An 18,312-nucleotide genomic window follows, 5' to 3' on the forward strand; every position below is an offset into this window, starting at 1 on the left:
ATATACTTTTAGTGAGAGAACCAATGAATAAAATAACTTGCTTATCAAAAAAGCTCAAAGAATTTTTTAATGAAAAAGCAGAGAAAATCTCAATTACAACAAGGTTTATAAAAAGAAAGAGAAAGCTAAAAGGTTCATCATTCGTAAAAGCCATGGTCTTGGGTAATATAGGAGTTGATAATTGTAGCGTAGAAACAATGTGTCAATTACTAAACGAGGACTCGATAGATATAACAAAACAAGGTTTGGATTTTAGATTTACTGAAGAAGCAGTGGAATTTATGAAAAGGATGTATAATGAATCTGTGATTCTCTTTAAAAATATCTTGCAAGTTGATTGCAAAATCTTACAGCAATTTAATAGTGTTAAATTATTGGACAGTAGCTATATTACTCTACCTAACAGTATGGAAGAGATGTATAAAGGTTATGGTACTAGCTACAGTGGCTATGAAAGCAATACTAAGTCTGGAATAAAGTTACAATTAGTTTTCGACTACATGAATCAGATAATAGACCAACTTAATTTAACGGAGGGGGTAAGATCAGACCAGGGATATAGGAAACATTTAAGTAATATATTAAGCAATGATTTGCTAATATCTGATCTCGGTTATTTTGTGCCAAGTTCTTTTAAACAAATCAATGAAATAGGAGCTTATTTCATAAGTCGTCGATACCAACATATATGATGTAGAAACAAATCAAAAAATGGAGTTATTAGAATGTTGAGAGGATAAGTTATTTTTAGAAAACGAGGTATTGTTAGGAAAAGAAGCAAAAATTAGAGTAAGAATTATATGTCAGAAACTAACTGAAGAACAGTCTATGGGCAGAAGAAGGAAAGCTAATAGATTAGCAAGATCGCAGATCCTCTAAAAGAAATCAAAAATTGTTGAACTGGTCAATATTTATAACTAATGTTCCAGAAAATAAAATTAGTGCTGAGCAAGTATTAACGATTTACAGAGTAAGGTGGCAAATTGAGTTATTATTTATAGCTCTTTTTACAATAATCCGAACAGACCGTAATATGCTACTGGCCTGCTATAGCCATAAACACATATCTTATCGCATTCGGACTATTATAAGAAAGGCTATAAATTGTATAAAAGCCATATCAGGCTTGATAAGCTAAAAGGAAAGCCATGCAGAGTATTATGTGAACTATATGCTAAATTGTGCGCAATTCTTATATTTCACGGCATAGTTGGTTGCACAGAAGTGAAAAAGAATACAGAACTTAGCTTAACAAAGGCATTTATTGAGCTAAAAAGGCGGGTTAGAGAGTTATTTTTAGTATTAACCAAAATTAATAGTTTAAAAGCATTTCTTAAAAAACTCACTATAACTTGGTCGCGATTTTCATTAAAAGACAAACGTAGAAGGGCTAGAGTATCCACTTTAACCTCTCTAAATTTGCTCACAATCTCTTAACTTGACGCGTATGGCTGTACGAACATTGCAATTTGCAGATCCAAGTAGCTTGACTACTTGGATCCAGCTAAGTTGGTGAGCATAAAAGTATAGCTAATGCGAGCTTTACGTCATACCGTCACGGTATCTCTAGATTCCGCTAACACGTAGCGGGACGACGAGGTCAGGGTGTCATCCTAGTACCTTCTCCTGTCATCCCAGTGCCCAGACACTGAGATCCAGAAAAGTTTGCTTGTAAGCAAGCAAACTAGCACAGAAAGTGGTTACAACATTTTCGATGAGATTATATGGAAAACTGGATTCCAGTGTCAAGCACTGGAATGACACCTTCCTGCTCAGTTCATGTTGCCATAAATATTAAGAAATTTACCAAGCAAAAAAAAGGCAAAAGAAGCCCTAGTCATTGTCTATTTTCAGTATTGGCGTTTTTTAAGTCTTAAACACTGCAATTTAGCTGCTTTTAAATGCAACTCACCTTAGTTTAAATGTTTAAGAAATTTACTAAGCAGAAAAAAAGGCAAAAGATATCCCGTATTAGCTAGTTGTCACTCTCTAATCCTGCAAATTGGCGTACTATACTGTCTTAAACGCTTTATAAGCGCGTTTCAGCTTATATAGGTAAAAACCCAGAAATGTTGTGAAGACGTAAAGTGTGCATAGTGCAAAAAATTAAAAATAAGACGCCAATTACGTAATACTGTTGTCATTTAATCTGCACAGATTGAAGATAAATGAATACCTTCAGTACCATGATAATGGGGCTGGCGAAGGGTGTCAAGTAAGTTTTTTCGTTTCTACTGAATGACAGTTGTGGCTTGGGAGGTAGTGCAAGAAGTCTACTGATGGCTTTCAAGGCAGTTGAGCTTAATTATTAGAGTAGTAATGTTTATTTTTATATTGACTATTGAGGTTTATTATTTTATAACTAAAAACTTAGTTATTTTAATGAGCTTGAGTTTATAACATATGCCTACGATAAATCAATTAATACGTAAGGGTAGATTAGGATTGACCCATAAGAAAAAGGTACCAGCTTTGGGAGAAAGCAACCCTCAAAGGAGAGGTGTTTGCACTAAGGTGTATACTACAACTCCTAGAAAGCCTAACTCAGCACTCCGTAAAGTAGCCAGAGTAAAAATTAGTGGGTATGGTGAAGTGACGGCTTATATACCTGGTGAAGGTCATAATTTACAAGAACACTCTGTTGTTTTGATACGTGGTGGGCGGGTTAAAGATTTGCCAGGTGTGCGTTATCACATAATAAGAGGTGCCCTTGATCTGCGTGGTGTGCAAAATCGAAAGAAAGCTCGTTCAAAATATGGTGTAAAGAAATCTGGTTAAAGTTTATGGCTCGTCGGAATAAAGCAAAAAAAAGAGAAATAAGTCCTGATTCGCGTTACGGCAGTGTTTTGCTGATGCGTTTCATTAATACAATCATGAAATGTGGTAAAAAATCTACTGCAGAAAAGATTATCTATGACGCTTTGTCTTTAGCTGAAAAGAAAATAGGCGAAGGTGGGTTATCAATTTTTGAGATAGCAGTAGGAAATGTTACTCCTTCTATAGAAGTGCGTTCTCGACGCATTGGTGGTGCAACTTATCAAGTACCTGTTGAAGTTCGACAAGATAGAGCGGTTTCTTTAGCGTTAAGGTGGATTGCTAAAGCAACTTCTGCTGCTCGAAAAAAGAGTGGAAAAACCACTGTTGATTGTTTGCAATCTGAAATACTGGATGCTTATAATAAACGCGGTGGTGCGTTTAAGATGTGCGAAGAAAAATATAAAATGGCTGAAGCTAATAAGGCATTTTCTCATCTTCGTTTTTAATGTTAGCTAATTAATTGTGATATGGAAATTGGAATATCTAAATACAGAAATATAGGGATAATGGCTCACATAGATGCTGGTAAGACTACCACAACAGAGCGTATTTTATTTTATACTGGTAAGCAAAATAGAATTGGTGAAGTGCACGATGGTGCAGCTTCTATGGATTGGATGGAGCAGGAAAAAGAGCGTGGTATTACAATCACATCTGCTGCAACAACATGTTTTTGGAATGATCATAGGGTCAATATAATAGACACTCCTGGTCACGTTGATTTCACTATTGAAGTTGAGAGATCTTTAAGGGTTTTGGATGGTGCAGTTGCTGTATTTGATGGAGTTGCTGGAGTTGAACCTCAATCTGAGACAGTGTGGCGTCAAGCTGATAAATATAGCGTTCCTCGTATCTGCTTTGTTAATAAGATGGATAGAATAGGGGCAAATTTTTATCGATGTGTTGATATGATAAAGACGAAGCTTGGTGCAGCACCTTTAGTTATTCATTTACCAATAGGGAGTGAGAAAGATTTCAAAGGTATAATTGACCTTATTTCTATGAAAGCCATTATATGGCAAGAAGAAACGTTGGGCGCTAAATTTTCTTATGAAGATATTCCTTCTGATTTGCTTGATAAGGCTCAAGAATATCGAAATCTTTTATTAGATGCTGCAGCTGAGATGGATGATGAAGCGATGAATACTTACTTTGAGTCTAATGATCTGCCAGTGGATTTACTGAAAAAATGCGTGAGAAATGGGACCATTAAAGGAAAATTTGTTCCTGTGTTATGTGGATCAGCTTTTAAAAATAAAGGCGTACAACCACTTTTAGATGGTGTGGTTGACTTTTTACCTTCTCCTATTGATGTTGATGTAATTGTTGGAATTGATCCTAAAGATTCAGAAAAGAAAATTGAGGTCAAACCTTCAGAAAAAGAGAAATTTGTTGCTCTTGCATTTAAAGTGATGACGGATAAATTTGTAGGCAGCTTGACGTTTATCCGTATTTATTCTGGTAAATTAAAGTCTAAATCTACCGTTTCAAATGCGTTAAAAAACGAAACTGAAGGGATTGGCAGAATGTTACTTATGCATGCAAATAACCGAGAAGATATAACTGAGGCTAGGGCTGGAGATATAGTTGCTTTAGTTGGGCTAAAGAAAACAACCACCGGAGATACTTTATGTTCTGTTGATTTTCCTATATTATTGGAGCGTATGGAATTTCCTGAGCCTGTTATTGAAATTGCTGTGGAACCTAAAACCACTTCAGATCAGGAAAAATTAGGTATTGCTCTAAATAGGTTGGTTGCAGAAGATCCTTCTTTGAGAATGTCAGTAAATGCGGAAAGTGGCCAGACTATATTGAAAGGCATGGGTGAGCTCCATCTTGAGATTATTGTTGATAGAATGAAGCGCGAATTTAACGTTGAGGCTAACGTCGGTGCTCCTCAGGTTGCATATCGTGAAACTATCACTAAATCTGTTGAAATTGATTACACTCATAAAAAACAATCTGGTGGAGCTGGTCAGTTTGCTAAGGTTAAAATAAAATTTGAACCTCTTGAGCCTGGTTCTGGGTTTCAATTTGAAAGTAAAATTGTAGGTGGTGCTATTCCAAAAGAGTATATTCCTGGGGTAGAAAATGGCTTGGAGTTGATAAAAGAAGGTGGTATAATTTCGGGATTTCCGTTGATTGATTTTAAGGCTACCCTTCTTGATGGTGCTTTTCATGAGGTTGATTCTAGTCCTTTAGCTTTTGAACTTGCTGCTAAAGGTGCTTTTAAAGAGATGGCAAATAAAGCTGGTCCAAAAATGCTGGAGCCTATAATGAAAGTTGAAATCATTACTCCTGAAGAATATATGGGTGATGTTATGGGTGATATAAATAGTAGAAGAGGAAATGTTGCTGATATGCTCGATTTAGGTAATAATAGTAAAATAATTACTGCTTCGGTACCTCTTGCAAATATGTTTGGTTATATCAACGTTTTGCGTTCTATGTCTCAGGGAAGGGCGCAGTATAGTATGCATTTTTCTTGTTATGAGCAAGTGCCACAATATGTGGTTGATGAGTTAAAGTTAGAGTATAATTAAGGGTAATAATTATGACAGCAGTAGTGGAAGCATTTGGAAAGCCGCATGTAAATGTGGGAACAATAGGACATGTGGATCATGGGAAGACGACGTTAACAGCGGCGATAACGAAGCATTATGGAAATTTTGTAGCGTACGATCAGATAGATAAAGCGCCAGAAGAAAGGAAGAGGGGGATAACGATAGCAACAGCGCATGTTGAGTATCAGACGGAAAAAAGGCATTATGCACACGTTGATTGTCCTGGACACGCTGACTATGTAAAGAACATGATAGTAGGTGCAGCACAGATGGATGCGGCGATATTGGTAGTGTCGGGGGTTGATGGGCCAATGCCACAAACGAGAGAGCATATATTGCTGGCGAAGCAGGTAGGTGTTGGATATATCGTGGTGTATATAAATAAAGCTGATGTTGCTGATGCTGATATGATAGATTTAGTAGAAATGGAAGTGAGGGAATTACTGAGTAAATACGGATTTCCAGGGGATGAAGTGCCTGTGGTGGTTGGTTCAGCGCTCAAGGCGCTGGAGGATGACAGCAGCGAATATGGAAAGAAATCAATAGACAAATTGATGGAAAAGTTAGATGAATATGTAGCGGTTCCACCAAGGCCTGTGGATTTACCATTTTTATTGCCAATCGAAGATGTATTTTCGATATCGGGGCGAGGAACAGTGGTAACAGGAAGAATAGAGAAGGGAGAGATAAAGACGGGAGAAGAGATAGAGATAATAGGTCTGAAAGCGACGCAAAAGACGATATGCACAGGTGTAGAAATGTTTAAGAAGTTGCTGGATAAGGGAAGTGCAGGACTCAATGTAGGAATATTGTTAAGAGGAACAAAAAGAGAAGAAGTGGAGAGAGGGCAAGTATTGGCAAAACCGGGGACGATAACGCCGCATAGAAAATTTAAGGCGGAGGTTTATATATTAAAGAAAGAGGAAGGAGGAAGGCATACACCATTTTTTGCGAATTACCAGCCACAGTTTTATTTAAGGACAACGGATGTAACTGGGAGCATAAAATTGCTAGATGGGAAGGAGATGGTAATGCCAGGAGATAATGTGAGTGTAGAAGTAGAATTGCAAGTACCGATAGCAATGGATAAGGGATTGCGTTTTGCGATAAGAGAAGGCGGTAGAACTGTTGGTTCTGGTGTTGTTTCTGAAATTTTGGAGTGAGAGTTTGAGTTATAGGAGTGTAGCTCAATTGGTAGAGCGCTGGTCTCCAAAACCAGAGGTTGTAGGTTCAATTCCTATCGCTCCTGCATTAATGTTGTGGTGGAAATGTTAAAAAGTTTGTGTGGTTTTTTCTGTGATATAAAGCAAGAAATACGAAGAATTGCTTGGGTAAAGAAACAGGAGGTGTTGTCATCTCTATTTGTTGTAATGATTGTTATATTATGCTTTTCGATTTTCTTCTGTTTTGTGGATTTTATGTCTCTTTACGTAATTAAGGCTTTATTTGGAATTATTTATGGAATGTGAATATAAATGGTATATCATTAAAGTTGATTATGGATATGAGCAAAACATACGCGAATTGGTAAGTAATGCTGTTTATTTTAAGGAAGTGTTTATTCCTTATCAAACGGTATGTAATTCAAACTCTGATATAAAAGAATTATGTGAAGTGTATGTATATATGCATCTGTGTGATGAAAGCAAAAATATTTTGAATCAAACGCCTGGATTCTGCAGTGGCGAATCTGGTGATTTTGAGATGATTTCAGATGATGAGATAAGTTTAAAGTGTAAAGAATTTAATAGATATAAATGGTATATCTTGAGAGTTGCTTCCAATTGTGAAGAGAAAGTGCGCCAACATATATTGGAAAATTCTATGAGATTGGCTGTTAATGATTACTTTAAGGAAGTTTTTATTCCATATGAAGAGCTAAGTGAAGTAGAGTTGAAATCTAAGAAAATTGCTACACGAAGGAAATGCTTTCCTGGTTATGTCTTTTTATACGTGAATTTATGCGATGAAGTATTGAATTTTATCAATAATATACCAAAATCTCTTAAGGTTTATGGATTTTTGAAAAACGGTAATATTCCAAAGGTGATTTTGGATGATGAGATTCACTCAATGTGTAATGCACTTTATAATGCTCAAGAGACAAAGAAGTTAGGTTATGGTTATGAAAAAGGTGAAAAAGTGAAAATTAATGATGGTCTTTTTCAAAATTTTACTGGTAAGGTAAATATGGTAAACGATGAGAAAAAAATTATTAATGTGGAAGTATCGATTTTAGGTAAGCCGACAATAATAGAGCTTGATCTGGCTCAAGTAGAGAAAATAGAGGATTAATTATGAGTGTTATAGTTGCTAAGATTAACTTACTTATGGAAGCTGGGAAAGCAGTTCCAGGACCGAAAATTGCTTCAGTACTTGGTCCACGTGGTATACCTGTTCCTAAGTTTTGTGAAGCTTTTAATAAAGTTACTAGTGCTGCTAACGCTAATTATAAAGTAGGCGATTTAGTAACAGTGCGAATTTCCATAAAGGATGATCGCTCTCATGATTTTACTGTCAGCGGTCCGCCTGTGGCTTATTTACTTAAGCAGGAGGCTAAATTAAGTAAAAGTTCTGGTAATCCTGGTAAAGAATTAGTGGCTAAATTACCTATGTCTGCTATAATTAAAGTAGCAAAGTGCAAGATGGTTGATATGAAAGTGGATAATGAAGATTCAGCAGTGAAAATGGTTGTAGGCACTGCAAAATCTATGGGTATAGAAGTTGTGGAAGGTTAGGTAAATGAATACATATAATGATAATCCTAAGCAGTGTTTGAAGAAGATTGTTGAGTCTGCTTCAGCAAAATTTAATGAATCAGTTGATATTGCGGTCAATTTAGGCGTAGATTCACGTAAATCTGAAGAGCAGGTGCGTGGTACAGTAGTTTTGCCTAAAGGTATCGGGAAGAATATTAAAGTAGCTGTTTTCGCTCAAGATAAACATTTATTAGAAGCTGAAAAAGCTGGTGCTGATATTGCAGGAGGAGAGGATTTAGTTGAAGAAATAAAAAAAGGTAGAAAGTTAGATGTTGATTGGTGCATTACTACTCCTGATTTTATGGCAAAAATCACTCCTATTGCAAAAGTATTGGGTGCTAAAGGGCTGATGCCTAACCCTAAATTTGGTACTGTGACTTCTAACATTGCAGAAGCTATTAAAACCATTAAGTCTGGTCAGGTAAAATTTAGAACAGATAAAAATGGTGTTATTCATGGTAAATTAGGAAATATTAAATTTGATATTGATGACTTGCTAGAAAATTTAAAAGCCTTTCTTAAAGTAATTAAAGATAATAAACCTATTTCTGCGAAAGGAATTTACTTTAAGGGTGTTTTTTTAAATTCAACTATGGGTAAAGCTTATAAGATAGGCAAAGTGGAAGATATAATTTAAGGGAGTGATACCGTGAAGCGTAAAGATAAGGATGAATTTATACAGAGCACAATAAACGTATTTGTAAATAATGATTTCTTGATATTAGTAAATTTTAAATCTATAAATGCTAATGATTCATTAACTCTGAGGAATAGTCTGAAGTCTATAGCAGGTGGGGTATTAGTAGTTAAAAACACTCTAGCGCGCTTGGCTTTGGAAAGGACTGGTAAATTCTCTTATTTATCAGGCAAATTTTCCGGTCCTGTTGCTATTATATACTCTAGTGGCATAGTAGAAGCTGCAAAATTAATAGTTGATTTTACTAATGCTAACAAAGAAAAAATGTCTGTGATTTGCGCAGCTCATTTAAATGAATTGTTAACAGTGGAAGATGTTAATAAACTGGCTAAGTTGCCTTCTCTGGATGAATTGCGTGTTAAAATTATGCGTTTAATATCTTATGATATTCCTGCTCGGTTAGCGTTGTCTATTAATTCATCTTCTATGAGGCTTATGAGAGTTTTGGATTATTATAGTTCTAAAAAATAAATTTGTTGTTAAGTAAGGTGGTAATTATGAGTAATGTAACAAGTGATTTGGTTGATAAAATATTATCTTTAAACCTATTAGAGGCTTCTGAACTTGTAAAAGTTTTAGAAGAGAAAATAGGGTTGCCTGCTGGTTCTTTTCTTGGTGGAGCTGTTGGTGCTGGGGCGCCTATTGGTGATAATGCTGCTGCTCCTGCTGCTCAAGAAAAAGCTGAGTATAAAGTTGTGATTAAAGAAATTGATGCGAGTAAAAAAATAGGAGTTATTAAAGCTGTGAGAGAGGTTAATTCTACATTGGGTTTAAAAGAAGCAAAAGAGTTGGTTGAATCTTTACCTAAAGATTTGACTGCTAATGTTCCTAAAGACGAAGCAGAAAAAATCAAGCAAAAACTTATTGAAGCAGGAGCAACTAAAGTGGAGCTTGAATAATATTTAATGTATTAATTTTATATTGATATAGCTCTTTTAATTAGTTTGGGGTATTTTAATGGTTGATTCTTCTTATATGTACGCTTCTGGTGCTTTTGTTCCTAGAGTTTCTTATTCTAGGTCGATTGATTTAAAAGATTCTTTATTGGATTTGGTTAAGGTTCAAAAAGAATCATATGATTCTTTTACTCCTAAGAATAAGGGTAATGAAAGACTTGAAGTTATCTTTCATACAATCTTTCCAATAAATGATCCTTTGCGTAGGGCTACTATTGAGTTTATAAGTTGTAGGGTAGATGATCCTAAGTATGATGAATCTGAGTGTATAAAGCGTGGTGTAACTTTTTCTGCTCAGGTTATTGCTTCTATACGTCTTGTTGTTATGCAGGATGGTATTTCTCTTGATGAATATAAATCGATTAAAGAGAGTGGAGATCATTCTAAACTTGCAACCGTTGTAAAATCTATAGAAGAGCAGAAAGTCCACTTTTGTGGGTTGCCTATGATGACTGATAAGGGCACTTTCATCATTAATGGTGTGGAAAAAGTTATCGTCTCACAAATGCATAGGTCTCCTGGTGTATTTTTTGATAGCGATAAGGGAAAAACTTACAATTCTGGTAAATTGATCTATTCTGCTAGAATTATTCCTTATAGGGGTTCTTGGCTTGATATTGAATTTGATGTTAAAGACCATTTGTATTTTCGTGTTGATAGAAAAAGAAAATTGCCAATTTCAGTTTTATTAAAGGCGTTGGGTCTATCAAATAATGATATACTCGATAGATTTTATGAGAAAATAAAGTATGTAAAACATAAAGATGGTTGGAAAGTGCCTTTTGTTCCTGATAAATTTAAAGGAGTGAGGCTGCCTTTCGACTTAATGGATATTGAAGGTAATGTGCTGCTTAAAGCTAACGTTTGTATTACCTCAAGACTAGCTAAAAAGCTATATGATAATGAATTGAAAGAGTATCTGGTTCCTTTTAATTCTATATGTGGTTTATTCCTCGCAGAAGATTTAATGGATAGTGCTAGCTCTACGAAAATTTTATCTGCTGGTGAATCTATAAAGCTGGAAGACATAAAGAAGCTTGAGTTATTATCTGTAGATGAAATATCAGTGTTGAACATAGATAATTTGTTTGTTGGACCTTATATATTAAATACGCTTTTCTTAGATGAAAACATGTCTTATCAGGATGCACTATATGAAATATATAGAGTTTTGCGTCCTGGTGAAGTTCCTGTTTTAGAGATAGTAGAAGAGTTTTTCCGTAATCTTTTCTTCAGTCCGGAATATTATGATTTGTCTAACATTGGTAGGTTGAAGCTTAACTCTTACCTTGGATTAAATTATGATGAGGATTTAACTGTTTTAACGCATGAAGATATTATTGAAATTGTGAAAAAAATAGTATTGTTACGTGACGGTCAAGGATCTGTAGATGATATTGATCATTTAGGAAACAGAAGAGTAAGATCAGTTGGAGAGTTTATAGAAAATCAATTTAGAACTGGGTTGTTGAAATTGGAACGCGCAATAGTTGATTCTATGTCCACTTCTAGTTTAGATAAAGTTTCTCCATCTGATTTTATTAATCCAAAAGTGTTAACTAATGTCTTAAGAGATTTCTTCAATTCTTCTCAATTATCTCAATTTATGGATCAGACTAATCCGTTATCTGAAATAACACATAAAAGAAGGTTATCCGCGTTAGGTCCTGGCGGTTTAACAAGAGAACGGGCAGGATTTGAGGTGCGTGATGTTCATCCAACTCATTATGGAAGAATTTGCCCTATTGAGACTCCTGAAGGGCAAAATATAGGGTTAATCAACAGCTTAGCTATATACGCGCGTATTAATAAATATGGTTTCATTGAAAGCCCTTATAGAAAAGTAGTCAATAGGGTTGTTACTGATCAAATTGAGTATCTTTCTGCTATAGACGAAGGCTCACATCATATAGCTGACACTAGCGTAAAGCTTGATGAAAATAATTGCTTTGTTGATGACATGCTATACTGTAGATATGCTGGTAGCTTCGTCATGGTAAGTAGCGACCAAGTTAGTTACATTGACGTATCTCCTAAGCAGGTAATATCAGTTGCAGCTTCCTTGATTCCATTTTTAGAAAATGATGATGCTAATAGAGCATTAATGGGCTCAAATATGCAACGTCAGGCCGTACCTTTATTGAAGCCTACCGCTCCTCTGGTTGCTACTGGTATGGAGTCTTTTGTAGCTTCTGGCTCTGGTGCTGTAGTTTTAGCAAAACGCGATGGCATAGTTGATAGTTCTGATAGTAACTCTATAGTTATACGTGCTTTTGATAAAGAAAGGGTTAACTACTTGGACGTAGATATTTATCATCTAAGGAAATTTCAGCGTTCTAACCATAATACTTGTATTAATCAAAGACCGCTAGTGTGCGTAGGTGATTATGTTAAAAAGGGTGATGTAATAGCTGATGGTCCTGCAATTAACAGTGGTGAGTTGGCGCTTGGTAAAAATTTGCTAGTCGCTTTTATGTCTTGGCAAGGTTATAATTTTGAAGACTCTATTATTATTTCTAGTGAAGTTGTTAAAAAAGATCTCTTTACTTCTATTCATATAGAAGAATTTGACTGTGTTGTACATGATACCCCTTTAGGATCAGAAAAAATAACTCGTGCTATACCTGGTGTTAATGAAGAAAATCTATATCACTTGGATGATAGTGGTATAGTGAAAATTGGTACAAGAGTTGGTCCAGGCTATATTCTGGTAGGTAAAGTTACACCTAAACCTTCTCTTTCATTGCCTCCTGAAACGAAGTTATTAATGACAATTTTTGGTGAAAAGTCATTCGATTGTGCGGATTCCTCTTTATATACATCTCCAGATGTTGAAGGGACAGTAATTGATGTACAAGTCTTTACACGCAGGGGGGTTGAAGAAAATGAAAGGGCATTACTCATCAAACAAAAAGAGATAAATGACTTTGAGGAAGAGCGAGATTATATAATCAATGTTACTAGTGAATATTTCTATGATGAACTGAAGAAACTTCTTATTAATTCTGGTTCTCAAGATCGAGAAAAATTTGACTCTATTGAACGTGAGCAATGGTGGGGTATAGGATTAAAAAACCAATCCATTTCTGAGCAAGTTAAGAGCTTAAAAAAAGATTTTGATGAAAAAGTATCACATGCAATAGCACAGTTTAAGCGAAAAGTAGAAAAATTACATGAAGGTTATGACCTGCCTCAAGGTGTGTCGATGTCAGTAAAAGTTTTCATTGCTGTGAAACATAGTCTGCAACCAGGGGATAAAATGGCTGGTAGACATGGAAATAAAGGTGTGATTTCTCGAGTTGTGCCAGTGGAAGATATGCCTTATTTGGAAGATGGTACTCCTGTTGATATTATTCTTAACCCTCTTGGTGTTCCTTCACGAATGAATGTAGGGCAAATACTGGAAACGCATGTAGGTTGGGCTTGTAGAAAATTAGGGGAAAAGGTAAGTAATATTCTCGATGAGATCAATAAGATCAAAAGTGCTTTTTGCAAGGGAATTAGGTCCCTTAACGATGATAATTTTACACAATTTGCAGTAGCATACCTTGATAATAAAAAAATTGAAAATATTGATGATGATGAAATAACGGCTTCTGTTTTAAATACACCTAATAAGAATGCACTAAATGACGAGTTGAATGAGTTAGTAGAGAACTATTTGAACTCTTGTAAAAGTTCATACAGCAATTTACGTAACTTCCTGATTGAGGTTTATAGCTATGGCAGTAACGTATCTATCTGTAATGATATTCGTAATATTAGTGATAATAATCTCATTGAATTTGCACGCAAATTACGTGATGGCGTTCCTGTTGCTGCACCTGTATTTGAGGGTCCAAAAGATGAACAAATAGCAAAATTATTTGAACTTGCTGGTTTAGATAACTCTGGACAAGCTGTATTATATGACGGTTGCAGTGGTGAAAAATTCGACCGCAAGGTTACAGTTGGTTACATGTACATGCTTAAGTTGCACCACTTGGTTGATGGTAAAATTCATGCGCGTTCAGTAGGGCCTTATAGTTTGGTTACTCAACAACCTCTTGGAGGAAAATCTCATTTTGGTGGTCAGCGTTTTGGTGAAATGGAATGTTGGGCATTACAAGCCTATGGTGCTGCTTATACTTTGCAGGAAATGTTAACTGTGAAGTCTGATGATATTAATGGTAGAGTTAAGATTTATGAATCGATAATAAAAGGTGACAGTAATTTTGAATGTGGAATTCCTGAATCCTTTAATGTGATGATAAAAGAACTACGTTCTTTATGTTTAAATGTAGATTTAAAGCAAAATGATGTAGTGATTGAAGATATATCTCACACTAACATTGCACAACCTTTTAATGAGGTTAGCATATCGATTGCTAGCCCTGAAAGTATTAAGCGTATATCTTGTGGTGAGATAGAAGATGTTTCAACTGCAAATTATCGTACGTTCAAAGTTGAGAAAGGTGGATTATTTTGCCCTAAGGTTTTTGGCCCTGTCAATGACGATGAATGTTTATGTGGAAAATACAAAAAAAGAAGACACAGAGGTCGCATATGCGAAAAATGCGGAGTAGAAGTTACATCTTCTAAAGTAAGAAGAGAAAGGATGGGTCATATAGAGCTTGCATCTCCTGTTGCTCATATATGGTTTTTGAAATCGCTTCCTTCAAGAATTGGAGCATTATTGGATATGTCTCTCAGAGATATTGAGAATATTTTATATAGCGATAATTATATCGTAATAGATCCTCTTGTTTCGCCTTTTGAAAAAGGTGAGATTATTAGTGAAAAAGCTTATAATGAAGCTAAAGATAGCTATGGGATCGATAGTTTTGTAGCTATGCAAGGTGTTGAAGCTATAAGAGAGTTGCTAACGCGCCTTGATTTACATGAAATTAGGAAGGATTTAAGACTAGAATTAGAATCTGTTGCTTCTGAGATAAGAAGAAAGAAAATTATAAAGAGATTGCGTATTGTTGAAAACTTCATTAAATCTGGAAATAGGCCTGAGTGGATGATACTTACAACTATACCTATTTTACCACCTGATTTGCGTCCTTTGGTATCGCTTGAGAGTGGTCGTCCTGCAGTTTCTGATCTGAATCATCATTATAGGACTATTATTAATAGAAATAACAGGTTGAGGAAATTGTTGAGCTTAAATCCTCCTGAGATTATGATTCGTAATGAAAAAAGGATGTTACAAGAAGCAGTTGATTCTCTTTTTGATAATAGTCGTCGTAATACTTTGGTAAATAAAGCTGGTGCTGTTGGATATAAAAAGTCCATTAGTGATATGTTAAAAGGAAAACAGGGTCGTTTTCGCCAGAACCTCTTAGGAAAAAGGGTAGACTACTCTGGACGTTCTGTAATAGTTGTTGGTCCAACTTTGAAACTAAATCAGTGTGGATTACCAAAAAGAATGGCTCTTGAACTATTCAAACCTTTTGTTTACTCAAAGCTTAAGATGTATGGTATGGCTCCAACTATTAAGTTTGCTAGTAAGTTGATAAGAGCAGAAAAACCAGAAGTTTGGGATATGCTTGAAGAGGTAATAAAAGAGCATCCTGTTTTGTTGAATAGAGCGCCTACGCTACATAGACTTGGTATTCAGGCTTTTGAGCCAATCCTTATTGAAGGCAAAGCAATACAGCTTCATCCGCTTGTCTGTACGGCGTTTAATGCTGATTTTGATGGTGATCAAATGGCAGTGCATGTGCCAATTTCATTGGAAGCTCAGCTTGAAGCTAGGGTGTTGATGATGTCCACTAATAACGTTTTAAGTCCTTCTAATGGCAGACCGATTATAGTTCCTAGTAAAGATATAGTACTTGGTATATATTATCTGACTTTACAAGAACCTAAGGAAGATAATTTACCATCTTTTGGTGCTTTTTGTGAAGTTGAGCATTCCTTGAGTGATGGTACTTTACATATTCATTCTAGTATAAAGTATAGGATGGAGTATATTAATAGCAGCGGTGAAACTCACTATAAAACTGTTTGTACAACTCCTGGCCGTTTAATATTATGGCAAATTTTTCCTAAGCATGAGAATCTAGGCTTCGATCTAATAAATCAGATATTAACAGTCAAGGAAATAACTGGTATAGTTGATTTGGTATATCGTAACTGTGGTCAAAGTGCTACAGTGGCATTTTCTGATAAATTAATGGTACTTGGCTTTGAGTATGCCACATTTTCTGGTGTCTCTTTTGGTCGTTGTGATATGGTTATACCTGAAACTAAAGCTACACATGTTGATCACGCGAGGGGTGAAATTAAGAAATTCTCTATGCAATATCAAGATGGGCTAATAACTAGAAGTGAGAGGTATAACAAGGTTATAGATGAATGGTCTAAGTGTACGGATATGATAGCTAATGATATGTTAAAAGCAATATCTATATATGATGGAAATAGTAAGTACAACTCAGTGTATATGATGGTTAACTCTGGTGCAAGGGGTTCTACTTCACAGATGAAACAGCTAGCAGGAATGCGAGGGCTCATGACCAAACCTTCTGGTGAGATTATAGAAACACCTATAATTTCTAATTTCCGTGAAGGATTGAACGTATTTGAATACTTTAATTCTACTCACGGTGCGCGTAAAGGTTTAGCTGACACTGCACTTAAAACTGCAAACTCTGGATACTTAACTCGTCGTTTAGTTGATGTATCTCAAAATTGCATAGTTACAAAGCATGACTGTAAAACAAAAAATGGTCTTGTTGTGAGAGCTACAGTTGAAGGAAGTACTATAGTTGCATCTCTAGAGAGTGTTGTGCTGGGTAGAACAGCTGCAAATGATATATATAACCCAGTGACAAAAGAATTATTAGTAAAAGCAGGGGAATTAATTGATGAGGATAAAGTAAAGCAAATCAGCATTGCAGGTCTTGATGTTGTAAAAATTAGATCGCCTTTAACTTGTGAAATAAGTCCTGGTGTATGTTCTTTATGTTATGGAAGAGACCTTGCAACTGGTAAAATTGTTTCAATAGGTGAAGCAGTTGGTGTTATAGCTGCTCAATCTGTTGGAGAGCCAGGTACTCAGTTAACGATGCGTACTTTTCATATAGGTGGAGTAATGACTAGAGGCGTTGAATCCTCGAATATTATAGCTTCTATTAATGCTAAAATAAAGTTAAACAATAGTAATATAATTATAGATAGAAACGGAAATAAAATTGTGATAAGCCGTTCCTGTGAAGTCGTGTTGATTGATAGCCTTGGTAGTGAGAAGTTGAAGCACAGTGTACCTTACGGCGCTAAGCTTTATGTAGATGAGAGTGGGTCAGTAAAAATTGGCGATAAAGTTGCGGAATGGGATCCTTATACATTGCCTATTATCACGGAGAAGACTGGTACAGTGTCTTATCAGGACTTAAAAGATGGAATTTCGATCACTGAAGTGATGGATGAATCTACAGGAATATCAAGCAAAGTAGTAAAAGACTGGAAATTGCATTCTGGTGGAGCTAATTTACGTCCTCGTATTGTGCTGCTTGACGATAATGGTAAAGTAATGACACTCGCAAGTGGCGTTGAAGCATGTTATTTTATACCAATCGGTGCAGTGCTCAATGTACAAGATGGCCAGAAGGTTCATGCAGGTGATGTTATTACAAGAACACCAAGAGAGTCAGTTAAAACTCGTGATATTACTGGTGGTTTACCGAGGGTTATAGAGTTATTTGAAGCACGTCGTCCTAAAGAGCATGCTATTGTTAGTGAGATAGATGGCTATGTAGCGTTTTCTGAAAAAGACCGTAGAGGAAAACGCAGTATATTAATTAAACCTGTAGATGAACAAATTTCTCCAGTTGAATATTTGGTATCAAGAAGTAAGCATGTAATAGTCAATGAAGGTGATTTTGTACGTAAAGGTGATCTATTGATGGATGGTGACCCTGATCTCCATGATATTTTACGTGTGCTTGGGTTAGAAGCTTTAGCGCACTATATGATTTCTGAAATACAGCAAGTTTATAGATTGCAGGGTGTTCGTATAGACAATAAGCATTTAGAGGTGATCTTAAAACAAATGCTACAAAAAGTGGAAATTACTGATCCTGGTGATACTATGTACTTGGTTGGCGAAAGCATTGACAAGCTGGAAGTTGATAGGGAAAATGATGCTATGAGTAACTCTGGCAAACGGCCTACTCATTATCTTCCTATTCTGCAGGGGATTACTAGGGCAAGTCTTGAAACTAGCTCCTTTATTTCTGCTGCCTCTTTCCAAGAGACAACAAAAGTACTTACAGAAGCAGCATTCTGCGGGAAGAGTGATCCTTTAAGTGGATTAAAAGAAAATGTTATAGTAGGAAGATTAATTCCTGCTGGTACAGGTTTGATTATGAATAAGATCAGAGCACTTTCACTTTGTGATAATGTGGATAAATATGAAAAATATTTTAATATTGAAACTTATGACGAGGAATGGTTGATGGATAATGGTTGTCATTTACACTCTGGTGAGGAAGAGAGCGTAGTGGCATACGATCAGTCGAATTGAGTAC

Annotated in this window: 11 protein-coding genes, 1 tRNA gene and 2 pseudogenes; all 14 read left to right on the forward strand. The window is 35.7% G+C overall.

The features are described from left to right. Nucleotides 1-23 precede the first annotated feature (23 nt). Nucleotides 24-997, forward strand: a pseudogene (locus AAGD87_RS05835) (IS4 family transposase); the annotation flags it as partial. A gap of 104 nt (nucleotides 998-1,101) precedes the next feature. After that, a pseudogene (locus AAGD87_RS05840) lies at nucleotides 1,102-1,437 on the forward strand (IS4 family transposase); the annotation flags it as partial. Between the two features lie 966 nt (nucleotides 1,438-2,403). Then, complete coding sequence (gene rpsL / locus AAGD87_RS05845) at nucleotides 2,404-2,778, forward strand: 30S ribosomal protein S12 (protein WP_006279787.1); 375 nt, start codon at nucleotides 2,404-2,406, stop codon at nucleotides 2,776-2,778. A gap of 5 nt (nucleotides 2,779-2,783) precedes the next feature. Further along, nucleotides 2,784-3,263, forward strand: a complete 480-nt coding sequence (gene rpsG, locus AAGD87_RS05850) for a 30S ribosomal protein S7 (protein ID WP_341817481.1) — start codon at nucleotides 2,784-2,786, stop codon at nucleotides 3,261-3,263. A gap of 21 nt (nucleotides 3,264-3,284) precedes the next feature. Then, nucleotides 3,285-5,360: an elongation factor G gene (gene fusA / locus AAGD87_RS05855; RefSeq protein ID WP_010962308.1), complete on the forward strand. Its 2,076-nt coding sequence runs from the start codon at nucleotides 3,285-3,287 to the stop codon at nucleotides 5,358-5,360. Between the two features lie 11 nt (nucleotides 5,361-5,371). After that, the gene (gene tuf / locus AAGD87_RS05860) at nucleotides 5,372-6,544 is read left to right on the forward strand and encodes an elongation factor Tu (RefSeq protein ID WP_010962309.1); all 1,173 of its coding nucleotides are present in this window, start codon (nucleotides 5,372-5,374) and stop codon (nucleotides 6,542-6,544) included. A 13-nt stretch (nucleotides 6,545-6,557) separates the two neighbouring features. Beyond that, nucleotides 6,558-6,630 (forward strand) — tRNA-Trp (locus tag AAGD87_RS05865). A gap of 19 nt (nucleotides 6,631-6,649) precedes the next feature. Next, nucleotides 6,650-6,850 carry a preprotein translocase subunit SecE gene (secE, locus tag AAGD87_RS05870; protein ID WP_022626186.1) on the forward strand — a complete coding sequence of 67 codons (201 nt, stop codon included), beginning with the start codon at nucleotides 6,650-6,652 and terminating at the stop codon, nucleotides 6,848-6,850. Then, nucleotides 6,840-7,676, forward strand: a complete 837-nt coding sequence (gene nusG / locus AAGD87_RS05875; protein ID WP_341817801.1) for a transcription termination/antitermination protein NusG — start codon at nucleotides 6,840-6,842, stop codon at nucleotides 7,674-7,676. The genes secE and nusG overlap by 11 nt, the downstream gene beginning before the upstream one ends. Before the next feature lie 2 nt (nucleotides 7,677-7,678). Beyond that, nucleotides 7,679-8,119, forward strand: coding sequence for a 50S ribosomal protein L11 (locus AAGD87_RS05880; RefSeq protein ID WP_006279541.1), 441 nt, complete (start codon nucleotides 7,679-7,681; stop codon nucleotides 8,117-8,119). A 4-nt stretch (nucleotides 8,120-8,123) separates the two neighbouring features. Then, entirely contained in the window at nucleotides 8,124-8,777 is a 654-nt protein-coding gene (gene rplA / locus AAGD87_RS05885) for a 50S ribosomal protein L1 (RefSeq protein ID WP_065094732.1), read from the forward strand. A 12-nt stretch (nucleotides 8,778-8,789) separates the two neighbouring features. Next, nucleotides 8,790-9,308: a 50S ribosomal protein L10 gene (gene rplJ / locus AAGD87_RS05890; protein ID WP_006279539.1), complete on the forward strand. Its 519-nt coding sequence runs from the start codon at nucleotides 8,790-8,792 to the stop codon at nucleotides 9,306-9,308. Nucleotides 9,309-9,334: 26 nt separating this feature from the next. Beyond that, nucleotides 9,335-9,736, forward strand: a complete 402-nt coding sequence (gene rplL / locus AAGD87_RS05895) for a 50S ribosomal protein L7/L12 (protein WP_007551887.1) — start codon at nucleotides 9,335-9,337, stop codon at nucleotides 9,734-9,736. A gap of 58 nt (nucleotides 9,737-9,794) precedes the next feature. After that, on the forward strand, nucleotides 9,795-18,308 hold the full coding sequence (locus AAGD87_RS05900; RefSeq protein WP_341817482.1) for a DNA-directed RNA polymerase subunit beta/beta': 8,514 nt from the start codon (nucleotides 9,795-9,797) through the stop codon (nucleotides 18,306-18,308). The last annotated feature ends 4 nt before the right edge of the window (nucleotides 18,309-18,312 follow it).

The sequence above is a fragment of the Wolbachia endosymbiont (group A) of Pherbina coryleti genome, from assembly GCF_964026875.1.
In the GTDB taxonomy this organism is placed as follows: Bacteria; Pseudomonadota; Alphaproteobacteria; order Rickettsiales; family Anaplasmataceae; genus Wolbachia; species Wolbachia pipientis.